A 22,961-nucleotide genomic window follows, 5' to 3' on the forward strand; every position below is an offset into this window, starting at 1 on the left:
TTCTTCGCTGGATAATGGTCGGATGGGACAGCGGAGCGATGACGGCGTGAACGAACCATGGCGGACCAGCACACGGCTGCCACTCATCCTGGACGCCCTCCTGGGATCCGAAGAAGAGCCAGCCGTGCGCCAGTTGATCGATGCCTTCGGCGGGCCCGCGGCAAGAGCCAAGGATCAACTGGTGGGCGAACCCGCGTACCGATCGCGACGGCTGCAGTTCGCCTCGGGCGGCCAAATGATCATGCACGACGACGCCACGGTGGCGGTCGTGCTGCACGCAGCACCTACTGGTTTTGCACCTGGCGGGTTTCACCTGCCCTCATGGATCCCCGGCCTGGATAAGGACGCTACCCTCAGCGACCTCAAGGGAGCCCTCGATGCTCCCCGCGCTCCCGGAGGTATGGGCTTCGTACTGGACGGTGCCTACGTGGAACCCCGCTTCAAGAACAACCGCGGCTGGAACGAGCCCGGCAATCTTCTCAGCCTTAGTTTCAGGGCGGAGGCTCCGCAGCATGCCTGCCGCCCCGAGGATGACGATTGTCCAACATGCAGCGATCTCTTGGTTCGCGGAGCCCGCACCGGCGGGATGGACGTGGAACAAACCATCGCTGCACTCTCCTCAGCCGCAGCGGCGGGCCTGATCACTGAAAGCCCCAGCTGGGTCCCGCTCGCAGACCTCCAACAACTCCATGCGTCACAACTGATGGAACGGGTGGAGAGCCAGCTTAGCTGTTCGGCGTGCCTGCGAATCATCTGCCTGACGCTGCACCGCGAATCATCCCCGACGTTTGAATACACGGTGCTCAACGAAGCCCGGCAACGGCCACTCGAAGCGATTCCGCCGGTTGAGCAGTGGGGAGACCACCTGAGGATAGCCAAGGATCGCGATGCCATGCATTACGTAGACCACCAGCAGGGCTCATGGTTCCTGGTTGAACAGCAAGGATCTCTTTTTCTCGAAGCGAGGTACTGCATCAATACGATGGTGGACTCAACGGCCCTGCTTCGCCTGGACCAGGCCGAAACCGATGCCTATAGGACCGGTGGCCACGACTATCTCTCCGACCTCGCCAAGCGAATCGATAAGAGCGGCCCCCACACTGAGGAATCACCCTATTTTCGGAGAGACCTCTACCGTGGGCCTGACCGCGCCATGTTGTCCAAGAGCTTCGGGGCTGCCATTGTGAACCACACCTGGGCTGCGGAGCAGCGGCGCCGGAGCTGACGATACCGGGCCTTGTGGCGACCAGGGCCACGCCTCCCCTAGGCCGCGGGCTTCCGCCACATCACAGCCAGCACCAGCACCACAGCACTGAGCCCCAGCATCACCAGGACCATGATCCCCCAGTTGGCCTGATTCACGCCGGGGCCATAGAGCACGCCGATCAGGACAGTGGCGGTGATGGCCCCGAGGTAGCGGCATGTCTGGAAAATACCGGCAGCCACTCCCCTCTCTTCGGGCCGGGCCGAAACGTACAGGCCTTGGTTTGAGGCCGTACTCACCACGCCGTACGGAACACCCATCAAAGCGGTGAGCACGAACACCAGTGGCGCCCACAAGCTCAGGGTCAGGAACCCGAGCGTGCCTGCCGCAATGGTCAGGATCAACACCCCGGTGATCAGAACGGGTCGCACGCCGAACCGCTCAATGAACCGCACGGTCAGTGGCGTCACCACAACCGACAACGCCGCAAGGGGCAGCATCAGCAGGCCCACCACACCGGCGTCGTAATTCCCTGCCTCCTGCAGCAACTGCGGAAGGCCGAAGAACGCAAAGTAGTAGACGCCGCTGAACACCACAAACAGCAAGTACACCAACAGCAGCGGCCGGTTCCGGCCCAGCAGGCGGAGGTCCAGGAACGGAGGCTGGAATCGCAGCTCACGCCAGGCGAACAGCGCTCCGATCACCGTGGCCGCACCCAGTAGATACCAGCGGTAGCCGGGCAGCACGTTGAGCAGCGCCATCATGGCGAGCATGAGGGATACCACGAAGGCGAGGATGCCGGGGATGTCGGAATCGCGGATCAGCTGGCCGAGTTTGCCGGTCTCGCGCCCGGCATCTGCGGGCGCGGTCTGGCGGACAACAATCAACGCCAACAAAGCAATGGGAACGTTGATCGCGAACAGCGCCTGCCACCCGACTAGACTCACCAGCAACCCGCCCACGACGGGTCCGACGGCAGCGGCCGAAGTGTTGGCCATCTGGATCCGGCCGAGCGGCCGCGTGGACGGCAAGTTGGCCAGCCGGCTCAGTTCGGTGACCATCACGACGGCGGACGGGTACGCCGTCGCGGTCCCTACAGCCATGAGCGCGCGGGCCACACAGACCAGCGCGAAGTTGGGCAGGAACGGCGCGATCGCACACGTCACCGCCACCAACGCCATTCCGAACATAAACAGGCGCCGCGGGCCGAAGCGGTCAGCGAGCCGGCCCATCAGCGGTTGGCCGACCGCGGACGCGAGATAGAACGAGGTGATCACCCAGGTGACGGTGGCGACGTCGAGCTCGAAATGCTCCCGCAAGACCACCAACGCTACGGCGATCATGGACGAGTTCAACGGGTTCAGCGCCGTCCCGAGGCTCAGCGCAGCAATCGCAAGGCCGGGGCGTGGTTTGTTGGCGGTCACCCGTCCAAGTCTGCTCCATGGTTGCCTCGGGTCACGAACCCGGGTGACCACACCGGGTCACAGAGCGGACGCCTCCGCCCAAACTCTGGCCAACCATCCATGCCGGGTAGGGGCCAGGGGCTTAACCGAAGTTGCTCCGCCGCAGAGCATTCAGGCGGGCGTTGTACTCAGTATCGTCGATCTCACCGCGGGCAAACCTTTCCGCGAGAAGCTCCTCCGCTCCGCCCGTACGGTGCGGCCCGCCAGCGTACCTCCGGCTGCCGGCACCCATGGACCGGGCAAGAAAGACGATCGCTGTGATGATCGCTCCCCAAAACAGTATGAAACTCACAGCCATGAGTGCGTATCCCCAGACGCCCATGTTTCCGTCCCAATACATCATGGCTACTCCTTCAGACCAGCGGGCACGTCCGTGCTCCCGGCCTCCACTATCCCCCCGCAAGGAGCGGCGCGTCAGAGTCTTAAGTCCCCCGACGGCGGCAAACGTCGGAGGCGGCTACTCCTCGAAGTGCGTGGTGATCTTCCCGGACGAGACGGCAGAAATGATGGACTTGGCCAGGTGGCGCAGCTTGATGTTGCGGTTGCTGGACGCCGTGCGGAGGATGGTGAAGGCCTCCTCCTGGCTGCAGTGGTTCTGCGCCATGATGGCCCCCACAGCAAGGTCGATCACAGTGCGGGTCTGCATTGCTGCGGCAAGATCATTCCGGGCGTCGCTGAGCTGCGCGATCTTCAGGGCCAGGCGCAACGACTTGGAGGCGTGGGAGGCGAACTCCTCGGCACTCTCTACGTCGTCATCGCTGAACGCGTCCGGCTGCTCGGAGTAGAGGTTCAACGCTGCACGTGTATCGCCTTCAACCAGAAGGGGGACACTCAGGACGGATCGCAGGCCTTGGTGCGAAGCAGCCTGCACGTACTCGGGCCAACGATGTTCCTGGAGAAGATCCGGCACCATCACGGGGGTGAGCTTATCCATGGCAGTGAGGCAGGGACCATCAAAATCGTTTTGGAGTTCGTCCATTGCTCTGGCGCGATCATCACTGCTGGCAGTGGTGGCCGACTTCTTACGACGCAATACGGTGATGCCACAGAAGACGGGTTCCGGGCGCGAGAGGCTTTCGGCGGAGAAAGCCGCGAGCTCGCCGAGAAAAGCCTCGACGTCTTCGCTGCCAAGGACGAGATCCAAGAAAAAACCGTTCTTGAGAGCTTCCTGCTCGGGGCGGGGGTTGACCATGCACGTTCCTACTGACTGAAATGCGTCCCCAGCAGACAGCAAAGGAGCGAAAATTGCCGCCCTCTGCAAAACGGTCTGGCAATACCTTATCGCCCAACGATCACCGGTACAAAGTGCTGCACGGAACGGCTTGACCTGCGGATACGCGACTCCGGATATGGCATTTGTCAACTAAGGCAAGGGTTTCACGCGTCCCCAAAAGTAAGTAGGCTTACTAAAAGGATCTGAGATCCGTCATAAGGACTATTCGTACAAAGGAGTCATCAGATGGGCGTTGAAGACAGCATCCGTAAGGCCACCGAAAACGCTATGGAAGACCTGGCCGGGACCTCCAAGCCGGTGAATGATCAGCAGGTTCCAGCGCCCGGCGAGAAGGACGACGATATCCAGGTCCACTCCTCCATAAGCGAAGGCTCAAACGCCATCGACGAAGATCACTCCCCCAACACCAGGGCAAAGGGCCGCCACCGTGCGGATGGAGAACCCGACGGCGGAACCACCTCACCGAGGCCGGGAACCGACGGCGACACTCAGGGCCGCAAACCGAACGATGACACTCCTGTCGGCTCAAGTGACGCAGCGGGACCGGCCGGCCTGCCCAGTGGAGACCCCGATGACCTGCGCGCAGATCCCTCGGAAAGCGGGGGCGACCCCTCAACGAGCATGGGCCGCGGCTAGGAAGGCTCACCAGCTTGTACCGTCACGACCCACTTTAAACCTAAAAAGGCCATAATTCAGCCGAAAACGGTTGTTTTGCGGGTTCTCCGGGTTCAAAGAAGGTGAGGACGGTACAGCTCAAGGGCAGATAGGCTTCGGGAATGCTCCCCAACTCGACCGCCCGGCTGCGCTTCCGGGAGATGACCCTTGCCGATCTCGATCTGATGAGTTCCATGCTGGGTGATCCCGAGGTCATGACGTACTACCCGGCGCCTAAGTCGCGGGATGAATCAGCAGCCTGGATCAAGTGGAACCAGGACAACTACGCTCGCCACGGATACGGGTTGTGGATCGTAGAAACGCACGACGGCGAGTTCGTCGGCGACTGCGGGCTGACGTGGCAACACGTCAACGGGCGGGCTGAACTTGAGGTGGGCTACCACGTTCGTCGGGACGTGCAGGGGCGCGGATATGCTTCGGAGGCAGCATTGGCGTGCCGGGACTTCGCACGCGATGTCCTGGGGGTCCCCCTCCTTGTTGCGATCATTCACCCGGGCAACGTGGCTTCACGGAGGGTTGCTGAGCGGATGGGAATGCAGCAGCTCGAGGACGACATGGGTGGATCCTTGGTGCGGACCGTGATGGGCATCGAACTGAGGTAGCCGGGGGCTAGTCAGGTGTGCCGCTACCACTGACCTTGGCTGCTGGGAGGCCTAGGATCAGCCAAAACTGGTTGTTTTGCGGGCTTTCCGGGTTCAAAGAAGGTGGTGAAGCGCCAGCCACGGGCTGTGAAGCGCACTGGAGAGCTACCAGCTGAGGTCGGCGGCTCCGAGCGAGACGAAGCGTGGCGAGGTACGGTCCGGCGAATCAACCAGTTCCCTTAGTTCGCGAGCCGCCTGCCGTGGATCCTTCGAAACTACCGCCCAACCGGCCTCGGAAAATTCGTCTACTAACGACCTTCCGAGTCCACGGCCGGCACCCGTAATGACTGCCAGCCTTCCGTTGGGAATCATGCGAATCGGACGTCCGTATCCGGGTCCTTCCGGCTGTCCAGCATGTTGATGATCTTGCTCTCGAGTGCGGCAACGGTTGCCTCCGGCAGGACGATCAAGCCATCAAGTTCCTTCCGGGCCCGCTTATAGGCCGTTTGACGTTCGGCGGGAGTGGCGGCTGTGTCCTCTGCGATGCGCAGGAGCTTCCTCGCAGTCGCCAGTCGTTGGCGCTCCGGGCCGGTGAAGTTGCCGTCCTTGATGCGCCTTGCTTCCCGTTCGGCAACATCAAAAGCGAGTTCGTAGCTGTGGACAGCCGCCCGATACTCAGCCAGCCTGGCCGGCGTCGAAATTTCTTCAGGTGTGGCGGGACGTAAGCTGTCGGCTTCTTTCTTGGCCCGCAGGAACGCGACCGTGAGCGGTTCGCGGACGTCCGTCATGAGCGGGAAATCGATGAGGTTACCCACGTCCAGCTCGTACTCAAGCCACCTGTGGTTCACGGAATCGTGCGCAGCAATGAGCGAGACTACCTCTGCCTGGTTGGCTTCCTCGTGCACCGCCAGCTGGTTCTGCAGCTTCAACAACTCCACCTTGCGCCGGTGCCGCTCTTCGCTGGCTTTGGACCACGACCTCGCCCAGCCACCAGCCATCCCGCCGATAGGGAAAATGAGCCACCAGTAACTGCCAAGGAAGTCGAAGAGGGGTTCCACTGCTCCATCCTCCCACCGGCGCGGACCGGGTCTCAACAAGACTGGCCAAGTCGGGCAACCATATCCCGCTAGGCTTCCCTCATGGACCAGCGACTGCATTTCCTCACGTTCGCCACCAAGGATCTGGACGCCGCGCGCGCCTTCTATAAGGAAGGGCTTGGCTGGGATCCGGCCATGGACGTTCCCGGCGAGATCTTGTTCTTCCAGATTGCGCCGGGGCTGATGCTCGGCCTGTTCGACGCCGAAAAGTTCGATCAGGACCTCGGTGCCACTGCTCCTACACAGGGAGTCAGCGGTGTGACGCTCTCACACAACGTAGGCAGCCCGGCGGAGGTCGCCAGTACCATCGACGCCTTGATCGCGGCCGGGGCCACTGTGCTGAAACCCGCCCAGGCCGGCGCGTTTGGCGGAATTTTCCACGGACACGTCAAGGACCCCAACGGCATCGTCTGGGAGATCGCGCACAATCCCGGCTGGCGCATTAACGACGACGGCACGGTGGTTTTCGGATGAGCGCACTCCCGCCGACGGTCGCCGACGACGTCATCAACCACAGCGGCCGGGTACAGTTCGACACGTTTTTGGACGAGCACCGCAGAGCTCTGAGCGCCAGTTTGGATGGACTCACGGAAGAACAAGCACGACGCCGGCTGGTTCCGTCGCGGACCACGCTGCTGGGCTTGGTGAAGCACGCTACTTTCGTGGAGAAGGTGTGGTTCGACGAAGCCGTCACGCGAAGGTCCCGCGCAGAGATTGGTATCCCGGCGTCACCAGACGAATCGTTCGTCCTGGACAGCAACGACACCATCGCCAGCATTCAGACGGCTTATCTGGAAGCTTGCGCGGCCTCCCGGCGCGCGGTTGCGGAGCTGAGCCTTGATGATTTCCTGCTGGGAAACCGCCGTGGCCCTCTGCCCCTCCGTTGGGTGTACCTCCACATGCTGCGGGAACTGGCGCAGCACTGCGGGCACGCGGAGATCCTGCGTGAACAAATCCTTGACGCAGACCGGCCCTGGAAAAGGTGAGCACCGTGATCGCCCAGGGCGCGGGAAGGGTGCGTGATCGCCGGCGAGGGACGGCGAACTCGCAGCATTCCCGCGATTTCGCTGCGTGCGCGGCAGCACTTCCGGGACAGCTGAAAAGTGCGGATGCTATTCACCTAGCAACAGCCATTCGACTGCAAACCGACAGCTTGGTCGCCTACGATCACGAATTACTTCTGGCCGCCACCGAATCAGGGATAACCACCGCATCGCCCGGGGCTTAGCAGCGGCTCAAGCGCTAATCGATAATCCGGAAGTCGTCGAAAGCCCCGGTGGCCTCGGAAACCTGGAAGTCAACGTCCGCCACCTGGCCCGGGACGCGCGACGAGTGAAGCCAGTCCGTGAAGTCGCTGACGTTCCCGACTTCCCCTTCGGCCACAAGCTCCACGGAACCGTCCGTGCTGTTGCGCACCGTCCCCTTCAAATACAGCTCATCAGCTTTCCGGGCTGTCCAGTAGCGGAATCCCACCCCTTGGACCACGCCGGTGATACGGGCTGTCAGGCGAACGGTTTCGTCAGTCATGGAACCACCTTAAGCAGACCCGCCCTCGTCCGTCCCACTCCCCGTCGAACGGAGAGGAGAGCGAACAAGGGCGGGTTTCGTGCCTTGAACGAACTAGCCGATCACGATGTCCCGCGTGGCGTGGCTGTACGTGATGGTGACGGGTCCGCCGTGGTGGTTCAACTCGTGGTTCGCGCCGTCCCGGGCACCGAACGCACCATAATTCTCGTCCCACGAACGGTTCAGCGCGATCTTGTAGGTGTAGAAACCGGCAGGCAGTTCAGCCGTGAGCGTCCACAGCTGGACGATGGGGTTGAACTCCATCTGGGCTTCGTCGTACTGCGGTGCCCAATCCTCGGGTGCTCCAAGGATCTTGTTGAAGTCGCCCGCGATCGCCACGGCGTCCGGCTGCGGCAGGGTCTCGACGGCGGAGGCCGCCTTCGTCTTGGCCGTCACCTTACGGGGGGACTTCTTCGCGGCGGGTTCAGCCGCCGCGGAGGAAGCCTTGGCTGTTGCAGCTTTGGCCCTCGGCGCGGAGACCTTGGCCGCAGCGACCTTCGGTTCAGCAACATCGGCTGCTGCCACTTTAGGCGCAGTGAGCTTCTTCGCAGCAGCCCGCTTGGTTGCCGCCGCCTTCTTGGCCTGGGGCTTCACGGGCGGGGCCGTCGGTACGGCGACGTCGGCAGGAACCGGAGTTCCGGCGTCGAGCGCTGCACCAAATGCCTCGGCATCCGCGAAGGCGACCGTGGCACGCAGACCATCTTCCGGAATGGTCCAGCCGGAACGGCCCTTGACCAACCAACCGGCCTTCACCAGTTTGGCCGAAGCCGACGTCAAGGTCTTGTGTCCGCGGGGGATGCCGCCACTGAGAAGCTCAGCCTCGTGGTCATTGAAAGGTACCCGGACGATCGCCTCGGCCAGCACCTCGCCGGCGTTCAGCGTTGCACCGGACCACACGCTTTCAGCGAGGATGTCCAGTACGGCCTTCAGACGAAGGTTGGTGTTTTCGGCGGTATTCGCGCCCATGCTTCTCCTTCAACGGTGGATACTCCATAGAAGTTTGCCAATGAATTGTTAATTCCCGCGACTGCGGAAGGTAAACACCGTGTGTCGTGACTGAGTGTGACATGCCGGACGCCGCAAGTGATGTGCGGGTCTCGGCTGCTGTGCTTTAGGCCGCCGAGACGGACGCCTTGACCCACTCCGTGACCTCGTCCAGCAGCACCGCTTTCCGGGCGTCGCTGGCGAAGGAGGAGCGGATGGAGTTCGCTGCCAAGGTGGCTTGTTCGGGAACTGAGAACTCCAGTACCTTCACCAGTTGCTCGAAGTTCTCGTCCACGTAACCACCAAAGTAGGCGGGGTCGTCAGAATTCACGCAGACGTTCAGGCCGATCGCCAGCATTTCGGGCAAAGGATGGTCGGCCAGCTTATCCACTGCGCGGAGCCTGACGTTGGACAGGGGGCAGACCGTGAGGGGAACCTGTTCAGCGACGAGCCGCTGCACTACGTCGGTGTCTTCCATGCACCGGATGCCGTGATCGATCCGCTCGACGTGAAGGACATCCAAGGCCTCGGTGATGTAGGACGCCGGTCCTTCCTCGCCCGCGTGCGCGATCCGTCGCAAGCCCGCCTCGCCGGCGCGCTGGTACAGTCGCTCAAATTTCGACGGCGGATTGCCCACCTCTGCGGAGTCCAGGCCGATGCCTGCGATCGGTGCGTGCATCGCCTGGAGCTGGTCCAGAACTTCGAGCGCCGAATCCTCGGACATGTCGCGCAGAAACGCCGCGATGAGAAGGGTGGTGACGCCGAAATCTTCCTCGGAGGTAGCCAAGGCGTTGGCCACGCCGTTGACACAGGTTTCAAGCGCCACACCCCGGGAAGTGTGTGCCTGGGGATCCATCATGATTTCCGCGTGACGCACGCCCCCGGCGGCGGCCCGCTTCAGATAAGCACGAGTCATGTCGGTGAAATCCTGCTCGGTCTGCAGGACGGCCATATTGGCGTAGTAGAGGTCCAGGAAAGATTGCAGGTCAGTGAACTGGTACTTTTCCCGGAGTTCCTCAATGTCTTGGTACGGCAGGTCAATGCCGTTTCGTTCGGCTAGGGCAAAGATCAGCTCTGGCTGGAGAGTCCCTTCAATGTGCAGGTGCAGTTCGGCAACCGGGGGCGCCGTGGGTGTAGTTTTCTCGCCAAAAGTTTCCACCTGACAACTCTAGGCCCCAACACCTGCACGTGTCCCGGAGCACTCAACTTGGTTCTCAAGCCCGGCACCCTCAAACTGAAAGGATGCAGACTTTCCTCCCTTTCGCCGATTTCCGTGAGAGTGCCGCGGCGCTCGACACTTCAAGGCTCGGCAAACAGCGCGTCGAAGCACTCCAGGTTCTCCGCGCGTTGGTGATCCCGGAGTACGGTTGGCAGTCCCACCCCGCCGTGCGCATGTGGATGGGCCACGTCCCGGCGCTCACCATGTACGGCCTGGCCATGGCTGATGAGTGGATTGCGCGTGGGCACCCGGACAACACCCGCACCAACATCACGGAGTTCGCGCCTCAGGCTGCCCACCCGGATTACGCTTCCAGGATCATCATGCCGCCGTGGCTTGGACACGAGGACCTGCACCTCAGCCACCGTTCCAAGCTGATCACCAAGGATCCAAAGCACTACTCCCAGCTCTTTCCCGGCACTGAGGAAAAGCTTGAGTATGTGTGGCCGGAACCCAAGCATGAGTTCCACCCGGAAGACCCGGAAGAGGATCGCCTGTTGATTCTGCGCGCCAACGTTGATGACCTCCGCCCGGAGCAGCTCACCACCGTCGCCATGCCGCCGCATGGCAAAGCACGTGCCGCGGCCCCGGCAGACCCCGACGAGTACCAGTTTGTGTACGCCGAGGAGAAGTCCCGCCGACAAGTGGGTGGACCCAAGAAGCGCCCGGTGGTGCAGAAGGAAAAGAAGCCCACGCGCAAGCGCCAGGCACAGGAGCAGGCCTTCAACACCCTGCCTGGCAAGACCGAACTCGCTGTGCCTTTTGACGATGGCCAAATCTTCGCTGTTGGTCTGATTCAGGGCCGCCCCATCACTGTTGATGGCCGCTTCGCACGCAACTTCGAGGTCACCAACGTGATCAAGCGCACCGACTTCGACTACCCCGCACTGCTTCAGGATCCCCGGGTCTTCTTCCCGGTCCCGGCGCCTGCGCCTGCGCAGTAGCGGTACTTTTCACCAGCATACGACGGCGGCAGCCGGGTTCTGTATCCACGGAACCTGGCTGCCGCCGTCGTTTGTTTGCTGCATGCGGCGCCCGCTCTGTGAGACGGTAAGGGCACGCACCTAACCGGGGAGGGCCATGGATTTCCAGCACGTCATCGAAGAAGTCGGCCGGTACATGGACGTCGCCGGGGTGGCGGTGATGGTGATAGGTGCCGTGGTGTCCATCCCCATGGCCCTCCGGGGATACCAGCCAAAGCGGGCCCGCGGCCTGGCACCCTTCTCCCCGTACCGCTCCTACCGGCAACTGTTGGGCAGGTCCATCCTGTTGGGGCTCGAGCTCCTGGTGGCCGCCGACATCATCAGAACCGTGGCCGTCACTCCTACTTTTGAGAGCGTCGGGGTGCTGGCCATCATCGTGCTGATCCGGACGTTCCTCAGTTTCTCGCTGGAGCTGGAAATTACGGGCCGCTGGCCGTGGCAGAAGGAAAAAGACGCGTGACCCAGCAGTGGACCCCGGACATTCTTGGCGAAGGCTTTGAGCAGCAAACGTTAGAACTCGACGGCGGTGCTGAAGCCACCCTGGTGAGGTACCTCGGCACCGGCCCCGAGTGGCCGGAGGACTTGGACGGCGTTCCGGACCCCGCAGGAATCGATGCCGACGTCCTGTACGTCCACGGCTGGTCCGACTACTTCTTCCAAAAGCACGTAGCCGAGTTCTGGCACCGAACCGGCGCGCGCTTCCACGCCCTGGACCTTCACAACTATGGGCGCAGCCTGCGTCCCGGGATGGTTCCGGGTTTCGTCACCAACCTGTCCGCTTATGACGCCGACATCGCCGCAGCGCTGACCGCCATGGGCCGCTCCGACGTCCCTGGCCATGACCGACCACTCATCCTGTTGGGCCATTCCACCGGTGGGCTCACCCTCAGTCTGTGGGCTGCCCGTCATCCTGGCGTGGCTTCTGCACTGATCCTCAACAGCCCGTGGCTGGAATTTCAAGCCACCGAGCTCGGTAGACGCGCGATCGCCCCGCTGGTGGGACTGCGCGCCCGGCTCCACCCCCTGACACCGTTGCCCCCAGTGGATCCGGGCATCTACACCCGGGCCGTATCAGCCACCCTTGACGGTGAGTGGGACTACAACCTCCAGTGGCGGCCCGACCGGGGCTTTCCCATCACTCCGGCATTCCTCGACGCCGTGTTCCGCGGCCAGGCCACTGTTGCGGCCGGTTTGGGGATTGACGTTCCGGTACTCGTGCTGCTCTCGGACAAGAGCTACCTCCAGCCAAAATGGTCTGCCGACGCTCTCACGGCTGACGTCGCACTCAACGTGGATGCCGTGGCTCACCGCTCGTTGTCCTTGGCCGACACCGTAACGGTGAGCCGGCTCCCCAACGCGCTCCACGACATCTTCCTCTCACCGGAACCAATCCGGCGAGAGGCCTTCGCGCGGATCGGGCGCTGGCTTCCCACAGCTCTCCAGCCCTCGGATGCAGACGTGTGGGAAGCCAGGACCGCCGGTTTGTAGGGGTTACTTGCCGAGCCCGGCCCTTCGCAGCGCTTCCGCCATGGCTGTGTTGGCAGGAGCCGCCTGCTGATTACTTTGCCGCGCGCCTCCTTGGCGCCGATCGCCCTGACCCTGCCCCTGTCGCGGCGAACCCTGGCCTGATTGACCTGAACGCTGACCCGGCTGACCCGGCTGGCCGCCGCCACGCTGACCAGCAGCACCCTGGTTGCCCGGAGCACGCCCGCCTGAAGCACGCCCACCCGAGGTGCGGCCGCCGGCTGTGCCGGGTTCGTCGTCGAGCCTCAACGTCAGGGAGATGCGCTTGCGTTCGGGGTCGGCTTCCAACACTTTGACCCGTACCACTTGGCCGGATTTCACGATCTCGCGCGGATCCGAGACGAACTTGTTGGATAGTGCCGACACGTGGACCAGCCCGTCCTGGTGCACTCCGACGTCAACGAACGCACCAAAAGCGGCAACGTTGGTAACTGTGCCTTCCAGGATCATGCCGGGCTTGAGGTCGGAGATCTTCTCGATGCCCTCGGAGAACGACGCCGCCTTGAACGCAGGACGGGGGTCACGGCCGGGCTTCTCCAGTTCGGACATGATGTCCTTGACCGTGGGCAGGCCGAACGTGCCGTCAACGAAAGCCTGCGGATCCAACGCCGTAGCCGGACCGCCACCGGCTGCGACCAGGATCTTCCGGGCCACCGAGTATGCTTCCGGATGCACGCTGGAGGCATCCAATGGCTCCGCTCCCCCGGTGATCCGGAGGAAGCCTGCGCACTGTTCAAACGCCTTGGCACCCAGGCGGGGAACCTTCTTGAGGTCGCTGCGCTTCGCAAACGGCCCATTCTCGTTCCTGTAAGCCACGATGTTCTCACTCAGCAGCGGCCCGACGCCGGCCACACGGGAAAGCAGCGCCGGCGATGCTGTGTTCACGTCCACGCCCACGGCGTTCACGCAGTCCTCCACTACGGCATCCAGTGAGCGGTCGAGCTTCGCGGCAGTGACGTCGTGCTGGTACTGACCTACGCCGATGGACTTGGGCTCGATCTTGACCAGCTCCGCCAAGGGGTCCTGCAGGCGACGCGCGATGGACACAGCGCCACGCAGCGATACATCCATTCCCGGAAGCTCAGAAGCGGCCAGTGCGGACGCGGAGTACACCGACGCTCCAGCCTCGGACACCACCAGCTTCTGGATGCCCTTGGAGCCGGCAGCTTCGAGGGACTTGATGAGTTCGGTGGCGAGCTTGTCCGTTTCGCGGGAGGCCGTTCCGTTTCCGATCGCCACCAGCTCCACGTTGTGCTGCTTGGCGAGGCGTCCGAGGGTGGCCAACGCTTCGTCCCACTTCTTCGCGGGTGCGTGCGGGTAGATGGTGTCCGTGGTGACAACTTTGCCGGTACCGTCCACCACAGCCACCTTCACGCCGGTGCGGAGTCCGGGGTCCAGGCCAAGCGTGGCGCGGTTGCCGGCAGGTGCGGCCAACAGGACATCACGCAGGTTGGCGGCGAAAACTCGAACGGCTTCGTCCTCGGCGTCGGCGAACATGCGTCCGCGAAGGTCCGTGGTCAGCCGATCCAGAATGCGGCCCCGCCAGGCCAGCTGTGCGGTCTGCGTCAGCCAGGCATCGGCGGGCCGTCCCTGGTTGGCGACCCCAAGGCACTTGGCCACAGCGTTTTCGTAGCGGCCGCGAGCGGCGGCCAGGGCGTCGTCGTCGGCCGGGTCTGCTTCGGCGAGATCTAGCTCAAGGACGCCGTCCTTCTCGCCGCGCAGCAAAGCGAGCACGCGGTGCGACGGCATGCCGGACGGCACCTGCGTGAACTCGAAGTAGTCCTTGAACTTCTGGCCCTCCGCCTCCATGCCCTTCTTGACCCGCGACACCATGCGTCCCTGCTTCCACAGGCGTTCGCGGAGATCCTCAGCCAGGTCCGGGTCCTGACCGACGCGCTCCACCAGGATGGCGCGGGCCCCTGCGAGCGCCGTGGCGGCGTCGTCAATGGAGTGCTCGGCGTTCATGTATTTGGCGGCTTCGGTTGCGGGGTCCAGGTGCGGGTTGGCCAGCAGGACGTCGGCCAGCGGCTCCAGCCCGGCTTCGCGGGCGATCTGGGCCTTGGTGCGGCGCTTGGATTTGAAGGGGAGGTAAATGTCCTCCAACCGGGCCTTGGTATCGGCCCCGACGACGGCGGCTTCCAGTTCCGGGGTCAGCTTGCCTTGGGCGGCAATCGCCTCCAGGACCGAGGTGCGTCGTTCTTCGAGCTCACGCAGGTATCTGAGGCGTTCTTCAAGGTCGCGGAGTTGGGTGTCATCGAGCGTCCCGGTGACTTCCTTACGATAGCGGGCGATGAAGGGAACGGTGGATCCGGCGTCGAGCAGTTCCACAGCGGCTTTGACCTGCCAGGTCTTGACGCCGAGTTCTTCGGCGATCTGGGCATGGATGGCAGAGGCAGCTGACTGGTGTTGGAGATTTGAAGTCACCATGACAGTTTGCCTCACGTGGCCGACAATTTCCGGTACACGCATCCTTGAGGACTATCCGGGCGGCTGTGTTAGTGCTGTAGTTGGACCAAGCAGGAACGGGCCGCGAGGCGTTCCTCTCTAGGGATGCCTCGCGGCGGCTGGGTTTGGATGATCGGTGCCATGGGTCAGTGGGACATGTGCTCCTTGGCGGAAATGTGCTCCACCATTTCACCGAGGCGCTGTTCTGCGTAGTGGTTCCGGGCAATATCGCCCTGACTGATGATGCCTACCAACTTGTGATCACTGATGACGGGCAGGCGGCGCACCTGGTGCTCTTCCATCATGCTCACGGCTTCGTCGACGTTGGCGTCAGCGTCCACCCAGTAAGGCTTGCCGGTGGCGAGTTCACCGGCCCGGACTTCCCTGGCGTCCTTGCCTTCAGCCAAACACTTGACCACGATGTCGCGGTCGGTGATGAAGCCGGTGAGCTTGCCGTCGTGGCCGCAGATGGGAAGTGAACCGCAGTCCATGTCCCTCATCAGCCTGGCGGCATCCTGAAGAGTTTTGTCCTCTTCGATGCACTGGGCGTTGGTTGTCATGAATTCACGTACGGCACTCATGGGTCCTCCTTCATCGATTGGGCTATCGACGCGGGGCCTCTCGGCACCGACGCCGATGATGCCAGCCTACGCTCGGAGGGTACCGGTGGCTAGGCGATTTCGCGCCCGATCACGGGCCTCTTTATGGTCCCTATTCTGCGATGTCCTCCGCCCACAATTCGGGGTGTTCCTCTTGGAAAGTGTGCATCATGTCCACGCACCGTTGATCGTTGAGGACCACCACTTCTACCCCGCGTGAGCGCAGGAGATCGAATTCACCGGGGAACGTTTCGGCTTCGCCAACCACTACCCGGGGAATTTTGAATTGGATGATGGTTCCCGTGCACATCGCGCAGGGCGCCAAGGTGGTGTAGAGCGTGGTGTCCCGGTATGTCCTCTGGCGGCCGGCAGCCCTGAGCGCTGACATCTCACCGTGGGCGATTGGGTCGCCGTGCTGTACGCGCTCGTTGTGGCCGCTGGCAATGACGTTCCCGCCACGGGCCAGTGCGGCTCCGATGGGGATGCCGCCCTCGCTGAGGCTTTTTTGCGCTGCTTGGTAGGCGGCCTCGAAAGCGGGGTCAAGGGCGGGGGCTGTTTCAGTCATGGGTGCAGTCTAGAGTGGCCGGAAGCTGTTTTGTCAGGAGTTATTTTGTCGAAGCTATTTTGTCGTGGCCCGCTGATAGCTTGACTGCACAGGTTTATTCACGGCACTGAGTTTATTCACGGCAGAGAGGTAGGTGGGTTGCGGTGTTCTTCCTCGAGCCCGAGCACGCGGGCGCACCGAAGGACCTGGTGTTCTCAGCCAGCGACCTCGTCATTGCTGCCACCTGTGAGTACCAGGCGCTCCGCAAACTCGACGAAAAACTGGGCCGCACGCCAAAGCCTGACTTTGCCACGGATGCCATGTTGGAGCGCACGGCCAAACTGGGAGACGATCACGAGCATCGGGTCCTTGAAGAGTTTGTGGCTGAGTTCGGGCTGTGGGATCCGGCTTCCGGGAAGGGCGTTTACGACGTCGTCCCCGCCACGGCGATGGACCGCGCCACCCTGTCGGCCAAGCATGCGGAATCCATCGACGCCTTGCGGTCCGGCGCGGATGTCGTCTTTCAGGCAGCGTTTTTCGATGGTCAATTTCATGGCCGTTCCGATTTCCTGGTGAAACGCCCCGGCGGCCAGTACGCGGTCTTCGATACCAAGCTCGCTCGGCACGCCAAGGTTACGGCTCTCCTGCAGTTGGCCGCCTATGGAGATCAACTCATCCAGGCAGGGATCACACCGGACCCCACCGTCACTTTGGTGCTGGGTAACCGGGTTCACAGCGACCACCCTCTTGCGCAGATCCTTCCCGTTTTCAAGGAGCGTCGGGAGCGCTTCCTTGATATGACCCGGGCACATGGTGAAGCAGCCGGGCCCATTGAGTGGGGCGACACCCGGTATTCCGCCTGTGGCCGCTGCGATTACTGTGCTGAGCAAGTCCAATTACACCGTGACCTCCTGATGGTGGCCGGCATGCGGATCAGCCGCCGCAAGAAGCTGATAGAGGCCGGCGTCACCACCATTGACGATCTTGCAGCCCTCCCCGAATCGGGCGACCCCACGTTGTTGAGGCTCCGGGAGCAGGCCCGGTTACAGACCGGGGCAGGCACGCCGGACGGCACGGTCAAGTACACGGACAAGTCCGGAGAAGCCAAAGCCATCAGTTACAACGTCTTGCCGGACAACACCTTGGGAAGGTTGCCCGCTCCTGATCCGGGCGACATCTTCTTCGACTTCGAAGGTGATCCTCTCTGGCAGGACCCTGCCACCGGGAAGTGGGGGCTGGAGTATCTGTTCGGGGTGGTCGAGAACCCTGTCCAACCCGGAGCTGACCCGGTGTTCAGGCCATTCTGGGCGCACTCACGGGCCGAGGAAGGACAGGCTTTTGTGGACTTCCTTGAGTACGTGGCCAAGCGCCGCGCCATGTATCCCGGTATGCACATCTACCACTACGCCGCGTACGAGAAAACGGCCCTGCGTAACCTGTCCCTGACACATGTGGTGGGCGAATCCGCCGTCGACGACCTCCTGCGCCAAGGCGTCCTGGTGGATCTCTACGACACCGTCCGGCACAGCATCCGGATCTCTGAGAATTCTTACAGCATCAAGAAACTCGAACCGCTTTACATGGGACAGCATCTCCGCTCCGGCGACGTAACGGACGCCGGGGCCTCCGTTGTTGCCTACGCGGACTATTGCACGGCCCGGGACAACGGGAACCCTGAGGACGCAGCCGTGATCCTCGAAGGCATCCGTGACTACAACGAGTACGACTGTTTGTCGACGCTGGAACTTCGCAACTGGCTCCTTGCCCGTGCAGCTGAACGCTCCATCCAGCCGGGTGGTGCAGGGGACGATGCGCCGCCACCTGATACCGAACCGGAGAAGTACGAGGCAGCACCGGAAGAAAGAGCGCTATTCGACTACATTGCCGGGCTGTCCGATGAAGAAAATGGCACCGCGGATACACGTGCGATAGGCATCGTGGCCGCTGGTGTGGGATATCACCGCCGCGAGGACAAACAACACTGGTGGGGTCACTTCGACCGCCTGGAAAAACCGACCTCCCAGTGGCCTGACGAGCGCGATCTGTTCATTGTTGATCACGCTGAACTGCTGGAGGACTGGGCCAAGCCCACACCCCGGAGCAACCCGGTGCGGACGGTGAAACTCTACGGCCGGTCCGGGGACGGCGCAGGGCTGGAACCCGGCAAGAAGTACTTCCGCATGTACGGCCCACCGCTGCCGGAATCGCTGCAAGGAAAAGAGTCCATCGCGCTGGGCCGTGCAGGCTGGAACGGAACCTTGGTCACCGAAGCGGGCGACTTCGAAGACTTCGAAACAGTCACCATCACGGAAGGCCTTCGCAAAGACTCCACGGCCTTCACCCACTTGCCCATGGCCCTGACACCGGATCCACCCATCGCCACCAAAGGCCAGCGCGCCGCCCTCGCTGCTTTGGCCACAAAGCTCAAGGGTACGCTTCCCGAGTGGCCGCAGGATCCCGCCCTGGACCTGGTGCGGAGGAGGCCGCCCAAGCTGCGCAGCCTTGACGCCCTCCCGCCCGTGAAGCCTGGCCCCGACGGGTACATCGACGCCATCACCGCAGCCCTCAATGACCTGGACCACTCCTATCTGGCTGTCCAAGGTCCGCCAGGGAGCGGCAAGACCCACGTGGGCGCCCACGTCCTGGCACGGCTCATCACAGCCGGGTGGAAGGTGGGCGTGGTGGCCCAGTCGCATGCCGTGGTGGAGAACATGCTCTGCGCTGCAGTGGATAAGGCCGGAGTGGATCCGCGACGGGTGGCCAAGGAAGTCAAACACGACGACCCCGTACCGTGGACCCGATGCGGCAAAGGTGACGTGGAAGAACTCTTGTCCAAACCGGGCGGCGCCTTGATTGGCGGCACAGCCTGGACCATGGTGGGTAGTTCGGTTCCGGCCGGATCCCTGGATCTTTTGGTCATCGATGAAGCAGGGCAGTTCTCGCTGGCCAACACCATGGCCGTGAGCCGCGCAGCCAAACGACTTCTGCTTCTGGGCGATCCGCAGCAACTGCCTCAGGTCACACAAGGCAAGCACCCTGAGCCGGTAGATGAATCAGCCTTGGGCTGGTTGTCAGACGGCTACAACACCTTGCCGCCCCATCTGGGCTACTTCCTGGCGTTATCGTGGCGCATGCATCCCGAACTCTGCAGCGCGGTTTCAGAACTTTCCTACGACAACCTGCTCGAGTCGGCATCCGCAGCAAAAGCACGCCATCTGGAGGGCGCCGCACCCGGTATCTCCTGCGTCTACGTTCCGCACACCGGCAACTCGACGAACTCACCCGAGGAAGCAGCGGAGGTGGTGCGGCAGGTCCGGGCCCACCTCGGCCTGGCTTGGCACAACCCGTCCACGTCGGCGGACCACACGTCAGCTCAACCCCAACCCATCGGAAGCCGGCCCCTGCGTGAGGCCGACATTCTGGTGGTTGCCGCTTACAACGCCCAGGTCCAACTGATCAAGCACCATCTCCGGGACGCCGGACTAAGCAAGGTCCGCGTTGGCACAGTGGATAAATTCCAAGGCCAGGAAGCCCCTGTCGTCATTGTTTCCATGGCCGCCTCGGCAGCCGGAGAAGTCCCCCGCGGGATGGAATTCCTGCTGTCCCGGAACCGGATCAATGTGGCGGTGTCGCGCGGTCAGTGGCGTGCCGTCGTCGTACGTTCGCCCGAGCTGACCAACTACCTGCCCACGCATCCCGAGGGCCTGGAGAACCTTGGTGGGTTCGTAGCACTCTGCCAGCGGAGTTTTTTGTACAGCTAATGCCCTTTAGAAGGCGCTTTAAGGGCATCTGCTGTACAAAAACTCAGGGCTTCGTCCAGGACCCTGCCGAAGTTGGCAGCGTCGTGGGCAAAGCGGCCGAGGAAAAGCCCGGACACCCCATTCAGCTGAGGCAACAGTCCAGGCTTCGCCGAGCCGCCATAAATGATCGGGATCTCTGCAAGGCCGTGCTGCCCCAACGATCCCCGCAGCGCAGCCACCACGCGGGAAACATACTCGGCCGCGGCAGGCTCAGGAGCCCCTATCGCCCATACAGGTTCATACGCAACCACCAGTTGGGAGGCAACGGACCAATCCCCCGATACGGCTGCCTTGATCTGCAGAAACACCGCAGCTGCAGCCGCTTCGGGTTCCAGGACTTCCGACTCCCCCACGCACAACAGCGGCGTCAGCCCGGCGTCGACGGCGGCGCTCACCTTGAGCGCAATCATCGCGTCATCTTCAGCGAAGTACCGCCGGCGTTCGGCGTGCCCGATTTCCACTAGGCCAACCCCAAGCTCAGCAAGCATCGACGGAGAAACTTCCCCCGTCCACGGGCCATCGGACCATCCACAGTTCTGGGCGCCCAAAATCAGGGGCGTACCCGCAATCAAGCGCGCCGCCTCGGGCAGCACCGGGAACAACGGGATCACAAACGGGACCACCCGCCCGGCCGCGAGGGCCGGACGGGCGTCCACTTCTGCCACCAACTGCTCCAACCACGCCAAACTCTGCGCGTAGCCCATGTACATCTTGGTGCTGACGCCAATGAACACGCTGTCAGGAGCAGACGGCATCACGGTTTACTTCCCCAACAGTTCGTCAGCCTTGTTGCTGAAACGCTTAGTGCCGAACATCAGTAGCGCAGCCACGAACGGCAGGACACCCAGCGCGTACACACCCATGGTGCCGGTGTCCGAGGCAGTGACCTGGTTGACCGTGGTTCGTAGGATCGGGGCGACGAACCCACCCAGGTTTCCCAAGGAGTTGATCAGCCCGATGCCCGCAGCCGCGGCAGTTCCGGTGAGGAACGCCGTCGGATATGACCAGCAGATGGGGCCTGTGGAGAGGAAGCTGCACACCGCGAGCGTGATGAAGATAATGCCGATGGCTGGCATCTGGTTGGCACCAGCCCAGGCGGAACCGAAGATACACAGGCCCGTGGAGATGAACAACGCGGTGCCCCAGCGACGGCGGCGGGCCACCGTGTTGGCTGCTTTGCCAATGAAGTAGCAGGCGAAGATGCCGAAGAACCACGGGATGGCTGCCAGGAGCCCGACGGCGATGCCCACCTTTTGGCCGGTCAGCTGCGCCACCTGCTGTGGCAGGTAGAACGTGACGCCGTAGACCGCTACTTGCAGGCAGAAGTAGATGACGGTGAAGTACCAGACCCGGCCGTTGCGCATGGACGCCAGGACACCTCGCGGCCCGGTTTCCTCCTTGACCGTGTCTTCAAGCGCCATGACATCAGAGAGGGCCCGTTTCTCTTCCTTGGTCAGGAATTTGGCCTCTTGGGGGCTGTTGATGAGGAAGAAGTAGGCCGCGATACCTGCGAGAACGGCGAGCATACCCTCAACGAAGAACATGACCTGCCAGCCTGCGACTCCCGGAACCTGGTCGCCGATGTTGATGAGCCAGCCGGACAACGGTGCGCCCATCATCTGGGAGAACGGCTGGGCCAGGTAGAAGATGGCGAACATCTTCACGCGGACCTTGTTGGGGAACCACGCCGCCAGGAACATGATGACACCGGGGAACAGGCCGGCTTCGGTAACGCCCAGCAGGAACCTCAGGATGATGAAGGACGTCTCACCCTGTACGAAAGCGAAACAGGCCGAGACGATGCCCCAGGTGATGGCGATACGGGCCAACCACACTTTGGCGCCGAACTTGGTCAGCAGCAAGTTGCTGGGGATTTCAAACAGTGCGTAGCCGATGAAGAAGATACCGGCACCCAGCGCATAAGCGCCGGCGGTGATGCCCCTGTCCACTTCCAGCGCAGCTTCGGCGAAGCCCACGTTGGTGCGGTCCAGGAAGGCCACCACGTACAAAATGACGAGCATTGGCATAAGCCGCCGCGACGCTTTGGAGATCGCCGATTTCAAGACCGGCGTATCCAGCAACTCCTTGGTGGAATTGGTGGCAACAGACATTGAAACTCCTCTTTGAGTGACAGGAAATGACTAGTGCAGCGCGATCAGCACGATCAGCGCGGGAAGAAGATGAGCACCATGCCCACTGCGCAGGCGAGAACGCCCACGGCAAGGTAGATCTTGCGTTCTCTCGTCCAGCTCTTCATGGCCAGGCGCCTAGTGCATGTACAGTCCGCCATCCACATTCAGCGTCTGCCCGGAAATGTAGCCGGAGTCCTCGCTGATGAGGAAGGCGATGGCGGCTGCAATGTCCCGGGTGGAGCCCACACGGTTCACTACAAGGTCCTTAGTGAGCTCATCTTTGCGTTCCTGGCTCAGCGTTCCGCCCATGATGTCGGTGTCGATGGGCCCCGGAGAGATGGCGTTGACGGTGATGTCGTACTCGCCAAGTTCGCGTGCCGTAGCGCGGGTCAATCCAATGACGCCTGCCTTTGCTACGGAGTACGGGGTTTTGGAGAACGTTCCGCCGCCGCGCTGGGCCGAAACGGAGGAGATATTCACGATCCGGCCGATGCGGTTCTTGACCATGGATTCGGCCACACGGCGGGTGGCGTAGTGGACTCCGTTGAGGTTGATGTTCAGGACGCGGTCCCACTCAGCGGGTTCGAGTTCCAGGTAGCCAACGGGTGAGCTGACGCCGGCAACGTTGGCCAGTGCGACGATCTGCGGCAGTTCAGCCTCCAGCTCGTCGATGGCTGCGCGGACTTCGGCTTCGCTGGCCACGTTGGCGCCAACACCGTGGGCCTGCACACCATATTCTGCGGCGATTTCCTTTGCTGCGATCTTGCAGGCGGCGTCATCAAGATCAATGATGCCGATGTTCCAGCCCTGTGCGGCCAGGTAGTTGACGGTGGCTCGGCCGATGCCACGTTCGGAAACGGCGCCGGTGACAATTGCGGTGCGTTCTGCGGGAAAAGTCATGTGTTTTTCTC

The 22,961-nt window shown here is 62.5% G+C and carries 23 protein-coding genes; 9 read left to right on the plus strand and 14 right to left on the minus strand.

Translation table 11 applies throughout. From position 1 onward, the window contains the following. Positions 1 to 22 precede the first annotated feature (22 nt). On the plus strand, positions 23 to 1,225 hold the full coding sequence (locus tag HAV21_RS09665) for a hypothetical protein (RefSeq protein WP_166841536.1): 1,203 nt from the start codon (positions 23 to 25) through the stop codon (positions 1,223 to 1,225). Positions 1,226 to 1,263: 38 nt separating this feature from the next. On the opposite strand, the gene HAV21_RS09670 is transcribed toward HAV21_RS09665, so the two are convergent. The 3 genes from HAV21_RS09670 to HAV21_RS09680 form a co-directional block, all read right to left on the minus strand. Then, positions 1,264 to 2,628 carry an MFS transporter gene (locus HAV21_RS09670; protein ID WP_166841537.1) on the minus strand — a complete coding sequence of 455 codons (1,365 nt, stop codon included), beginning with the start codon at positions 2,626 to 2,628 and terminating at the stop codon, positions 1,264 to 1,266. A gap of 121 nt (positions 2,629 to 2,749) precedes the next feature. Further along, a complete protein-coding gene (locus HAV21_RS09675) occupies positions 2,750 to 3,010 on the minus strand; it encodes an SHOCT domain-containing protein (protein ID WP_142940005.1) in 261 nt (86 codons plus the stop codon). A 114-nt stretch (positions 3,011 to 3,124) separates the two neighbouring features. Then, entirely contained in the window at positions 3,125 to 3,859 is a 735-nt protein-coding gene (locus HAV21_RS09680; protein ID WP_166841538.1) for a GAF and ANTAR domain-containing protein, read from the minus strand. Positions 3,860 to 4,126: 267 nt separating this feature from the next. On the opposite strand from HAV21_RS09680, the gene HAV21_RS22240 reads away from it, so the two are divergent. Both HAV21_RS22240 and HAV21_RS09690 read left to right on the plus strand, forming a co-directional pair. Next, positions 4,127 to 4,537 carry a hypothetical protein gene (locus tag HAV21_RS22240; RefSeq protein ID WP_243753202.1) on the plus strand — a complete coding sequence of 137 codons (411 nt, stop codon included), beginning with the start codon at positions 4,127 to 4,129 and terminating at the stop codon, positions 4,535 to 4,537. A 140-nt stretch (positions 4,538 to 4,677) separates the two neighbouring features. Continuing rightward, on the plus strand, positions 4,678 to 5,178 hold the full coding sequence (locus HAV21_RS09690) for a GNAT family N-acetyltransferase (RefSeq protein WP_166841539.1): 501 nt from the start codon (positions 4,678 to 4,680) through the stop codon (positions 5,176 to 5,178). 144 nt (positions 5,179 to 5,322) lie between these two features. On the opposite strand, the gene HAV21_RS22025 is transcribed toward HAV21_RS09690, so the two are convergent. Continuing rightward, positions 5,323 to 5,529, minus strand: a complete 207-nt coding sequence (locus HAV21_RS22025; RefSeq protein ID WP_208096528.1) for an SDR family oxidoreductase — start codon at positions 5,527 to 5,529, stop codon at positions 5,323 to 5,325. Beyond that, positions 5,526 to 6,215: a hypothetical protein gene (locus HAV21_RS09700; protein WP_166841540.1), complete on the minus strand. Its 690-nt coding sequence runs from the start codon at positions 6,213 to 6,215 to the stop codon at positions 5,526 to 5,528. The genes HAV21_RS22025 and HAV21_RS09700 overlap by 4 nt, the downstream gene beginning before the upstream one ends. An 81-nt stretch (positions 6,216 to 6,296) precedes the next feature. Between HAV21_RS09700 and HAV21_RS09705 the strand changes: the two genes are divergently transcribed. Then, on the plus strand, positions 6,297 to 6,728 hold the full coding sequence (locus tag HAV21_RS09705; RefSeq protein ID WP_166841541.1) for a VOC family protein: 432 nt from the start codon (positions 6,297 to 6,299) through the stop codon (positions 6,726 to 6,728). Next, positions 6,725 to 7,240: a DinB family protein gene (locus tag HAV21_RS09710; RefSeq protein WP_166841542.1), complete on the plus strand. Its 516-nt coding sequence runs from the start codon at positions 6,725 to 6,727 to the stop codon at positions 7,238 to 7,240. The genes HAV21_RS09705 and HAV21_RS09710 overlap by 4 nt, the downstream gene beginning before the upstream one ends. Positions 7,241 to 7,496: 256 nt before the next feature. Here the strand turns inward: HAV21_RS09710 and HAV21_RS09715 are convergent, their stop codons facing one another. The 3 genes from HAV21_RS09715 to HAV21_RS09725 form a co-directional block, all read right to left on the minus strand. Beyond that, a complete protein-coding gene (locus tag HAV21_RS09715; RefSeq protein WP_166841543.1) occupies positions 7,497 to 7,781 on the minus strand; it encodes an acylphosphatase in 285 nt (94 codons plus the stop codon). A gap of 93 nt (positions 7,782 to 7,874) precedes the next feature. Continuing rightward, positions 7,875 to 8,786: a glycosidase gene (locus HAV21_RS09720; RefSeq protein ID WP_166841544.1), complete on the minus strand. Its 912-nt coding sequence runs from the start codon at positions 8,784 to 8,786 to the stop codon at positions 7,875 to 7,877. 145 nt (positions 8,787 to 8,931) lie between these two features. After that, complete coding sequence (locus tag HAV21_RS09725; RefSeq protein ID WP_166841545.1) at positions 8,932 to 9,963, minus strand: adenosine deaminase; 1,032 nt, start codon at positions 9,961 to 9,963, stop codon at positions 8,932 to 8,934. A gap of 83 nt (positions 9,964 to 10,046) precedes the next feature. Between HAV21_RS09725 and HAV21_RS09730 the strand changes: the two genes are divergently transcribed. The 3 genes from HAV21_RS09730 (at position 10,047) to HAV21_RS09740 (ending at position 12,494) form a co-directional block, all read left to right on the plus strand. Beyond that, positions 10,047 to 10,967, plus strand: a complete 921-nt coding sequence (locus HAV21_RS09730; protein ID WP_142940014.1) for an MSMEG_6728 family protein — start codon at positions 10,047 to 10,049, stop codon at positions 10,965 to 10,967. 136 nt (positions 10,968 to 11,103) lie between these two features. Then, positions 11,104 to 11,466, plus strand: a complete 363-nt coding sequence (locus tag HAV21_RS09735) for a DUF1622 domain-containing protein (protein WP_142940015.1) — start codon at positions 11,104 to 11,106, stop codon at positions 11,464 to 11,466. Further along, positions 11,463 to 12,494, plus strand: coding sequence for an alpha/beta hydrolase (locus HAV21_RS09740; RefSeq protein WP_166841546.1), 1,032 nt, complete (start codon positions 11,463 to 11,465; stop codon positions 12,492 to 12,494). Before HAV21_RS09735 ends, HAV21_RS09740 begins: the two co-directional genes overlap by 4 nt. Before the next feature lie 3 nt (positions 12,495 to 12,497). Here the strand turns inward: HAV21_RS09740 and HAV21_RS09745 are convergent, their stop codons facing one another. The 3 genes from HAV21_RS09745 to HAV21_RS09755 all read right to left on the minus strand — a co-directional run bounded on the left by HAV21_RS09745 (position 12,498) and on the right by HAV21_RS09755 (position 16,139). After that, the gene (locus HAV21_RS09745; RefSeq protein WP_166841547.1) at positions 12,498 to 14,957 is read right to left on the minus strand and encodes a Tex family protein; all 2,460 of its coding nucleotides are present in this window, start codon (positions 14,955 to 14,957) and stop codon (positions 12,498 to 12,500) included. A 164-nt stretch (positions 14,958 to 15,121) separates the two neighbouring features. Continuing rightward, positions 15,122 to 15,556 (minus strand): CBS domain-containing protein, encoded by a 435-nt coding sequence (locus HAV21_RS09750; RefSeq protein WP_142940018.1) that lies wholly within the window; start codon positions 15,554 to 15,556, stop codon positions 15,122 to 15,124. A 130-nt stretch (positions 15,557 to 15,686) separates the two neighbouring features. Further along, positions 15,687 to 16,139, minus strand: a complete 453-nt coding sequence (locus tag HAV21_RS09755; protein WP_166841548.1) for a nucleoside deaminase — start codon at positions 16,137 to 16,139, stop codon at positions 15,687 to 15,689. Positions 16,140 to 16,282: 143 nt separating this feature from the next. Between HAV21_RS09755 and HAV21_RS09760 the strand changes: the two genes are divergently transcribed. Continuing rightward, positions 16,283 to 19,879 carry a bifunctional RecB family nuclease/DEAD/DEAH box helicase gene (locus HAV21_RS09760; RefSeq protein WP_166841549.1) on the plus strand — a complete coding sequence of 1,199 codons (3,597 nt, stop codon included), beginning with the start codon at positions 16,283 to 16,285 and terminating at the stop codon, positions 19,877 to 19,879. On the opposite strand, the gene HAV21_RS09765 is transcribed toward HAV21_RS09760, so the two are convergent. The 3 genes from HAV21_RS09765 to HAV21_RS09775 all read right to left on the minus strand — a co-directional run bounded on the left by HAV21_RS09765 (position 19,876) and on the right by HAV21_RS09775 (position 22,950). Next, complete coding sequence (locus tag HAV21_RS09765) at positions 19,876 to 20,673, minus strand: triose-phosphate isomerase family protein (protein ID WP_166841550.1); 798 nt, start codon at positions 20,671 to 20,673, stop codon at positions 19,876 to 19,878. The two genes, HAV21_RS09760 and HAV21_RS09765, sit on opposite strands and share 4 nt — an antisense overlap. A 6-nt stretch (positions 20,674 to 20,679) precedes the next feature. Next, on the minus strand, positions 20,680 to 22,029 hold the full coding sequence (locus HAV21_RS09770; RefSeq protein WP_166841551.1) for an MFS transporter: 1,350 nt from the start codon (positions 22,027 to 22,029) through the stop codon (positions 20,680 to 20,682). Between the two features lie 156 nt (positions 22,030 to 22,185). Beyond that, positions 22,186 to 22,950: an SDR family oxidoreductase gene (locus HAV21_RS09775; RefSeq protein ID WP_017197721.1), complete on the minus strand. Its 765-nt coding sequence runs from the start codon at positions 22,948 to 22,950 to the stop codon at positions 22,186 to 22,188. Positions 22,951 to 22,961: the final 11 nt, after the last annotated feature.

The organism is Paenarthrobacter sp. MSM-2-10-13 (genome assembly GCF_011605365.1).
GTDB lineage: Bacteria > Actinomycetota > Actinomycetes > Actinomycetales > Micrococcaceae > Arthrobacter.

What these genes read in the sequence shown, in the direction of transcription:
- HAV21_RS09665 (WP_166841536.1), top strand. Translation starts at nt 23, where the DNA reads ATGGGACAGCGGAGCGATGACGGCGTGAACGAACCATGGCGGACCAGC.
- HAV21_RS09675 (WP_142940005.1), bottom strand. Translation starts at nt 3,010, where the DNA reads ATGATGTATTGGGACGGAAACATGGGCGTCTGGGGATACGCACTCATG.
- HAV21_RS09680 (WP_166841538.1), bottom strand. Translation starts at nt 3,859, where the DNA reads ATGGTCAACCCCCGCCCCGAGCAGGAAGCTCTCAAGAACGGTTTTTTC.
- HAV21_RS22240 (WP_243753202.1), top strand. Translation starts at nt 4,127, where the DNA reads ATGGGCGTTGAAGACAGCATCCGTAAGGCCACCGAAAACGCTATGGAA.
- HAV21_RS09690 (WP_166841539.1), top strand. Translation starts at nt 4,678, where the DNA reads ATGCTCCCCAACTCGACCGCCCGGCTGCGCTTCCGGGAGATGACCCTT.
- HAV21_RS22025 (WP_208096528.1), bottom strand. Translation starts at nt 5,529, where the DNA reads ATGATTCCCAACGGAAGGCTGGCAGTCATTACGGGTGCCGGCCGTGGA.
- HAV21_RS09705 (WP_166841541.1), top strand. Translation starts at nt 6,297, where the DNA reads ATGGACCAGCGACTGCATTTCCTCACGTTCGCCACCAAGGATCTGGAC.
- HAV21_RS09710 (WP_166841542.1), top strand. Translation starts at nt 6,725, where the DNA reads ATGAGCGCACTCCCGCCGACGGTCGCCGACGACGTCATCAACCACAGC.
- HAV21_RS09715 (WP_166841543.1), bottom strand. Translation starts at nt 7,781, where the DNA reads ATGACTGACGAAACCGTTCGCCTGACAGCCCGTATCACCGGCGTGGTC.
- HAV21_RS09720 (WP_166841544.1), bottom strand. Translation starts at nt 8,786, where the DNA reads ATGGGCGCGAATACCGCCGAAAACACCAACCTTCGTCTGAAGGCCGTA.
- HAV21_RS09730 (WP_142940014.1), top strand. Translation starts at nt 10,047, where the DNA reads ATGCAGACTTTCCTCCCTTTCGCCGATTTCCGTGAGAGTGCCGCGGCG.
- HAV21_RS09735 (WP_142940015.1), top strand. Translation starts at nt 11,104, where the DNA reads ATGGATTTCCAGCACGTCATCGAAGAAGTCGGCCGGTACATGGACGTC.
- HAV21_RS09745 (WP_166841547.1), bottom strand. Translation starts at nt 14,957, where the DNA reads ATGGTGACTTCAAATCTCCAACACCAGTCAGCTGCCTCTGCCATCCAT.
- HAV21_RS09750 (WP_142940018.1), bottom strand. Translation starts at nt 15,556, where the DNA reads ATGAGTGCCGTACGTGAATTCATGACAACCAACGCCCAGTGCATCGAA.
- HAV21_RS09755 (WP_166841548.1), bottom strand. Translation starts at nt 16,139, where the DNA reads ATGACTGAAACAGCCCCCGCCCTTGACCCCGCTTTCGAGGCCGCCTAC.
- HAV21_RS09765 (WP_166841550.1), bottom strand. Translation starts at nt 20,673, where the DNA reads ATGCCGTCTGCTCCTGACAGCGTGTTCATTGGCGTCAGCACCAAGATG.
- HAV21_RS09770 (WP_166841551.1), bottom strand. Translation starts at nt 22,029, where the DNA reads ATGTCTGTTGCCACCAATTCCACCAAGGAGTTGCTGGATACGCCGGTC.
- HAV21_RS09775 (WP_017197721.1), bottom strand. Translation starts at nt 22,950, where the DNA reads ATGACTTTTCCCGCAGAACGCACCGCAATTGTCACCGGCGCCGTTTCC.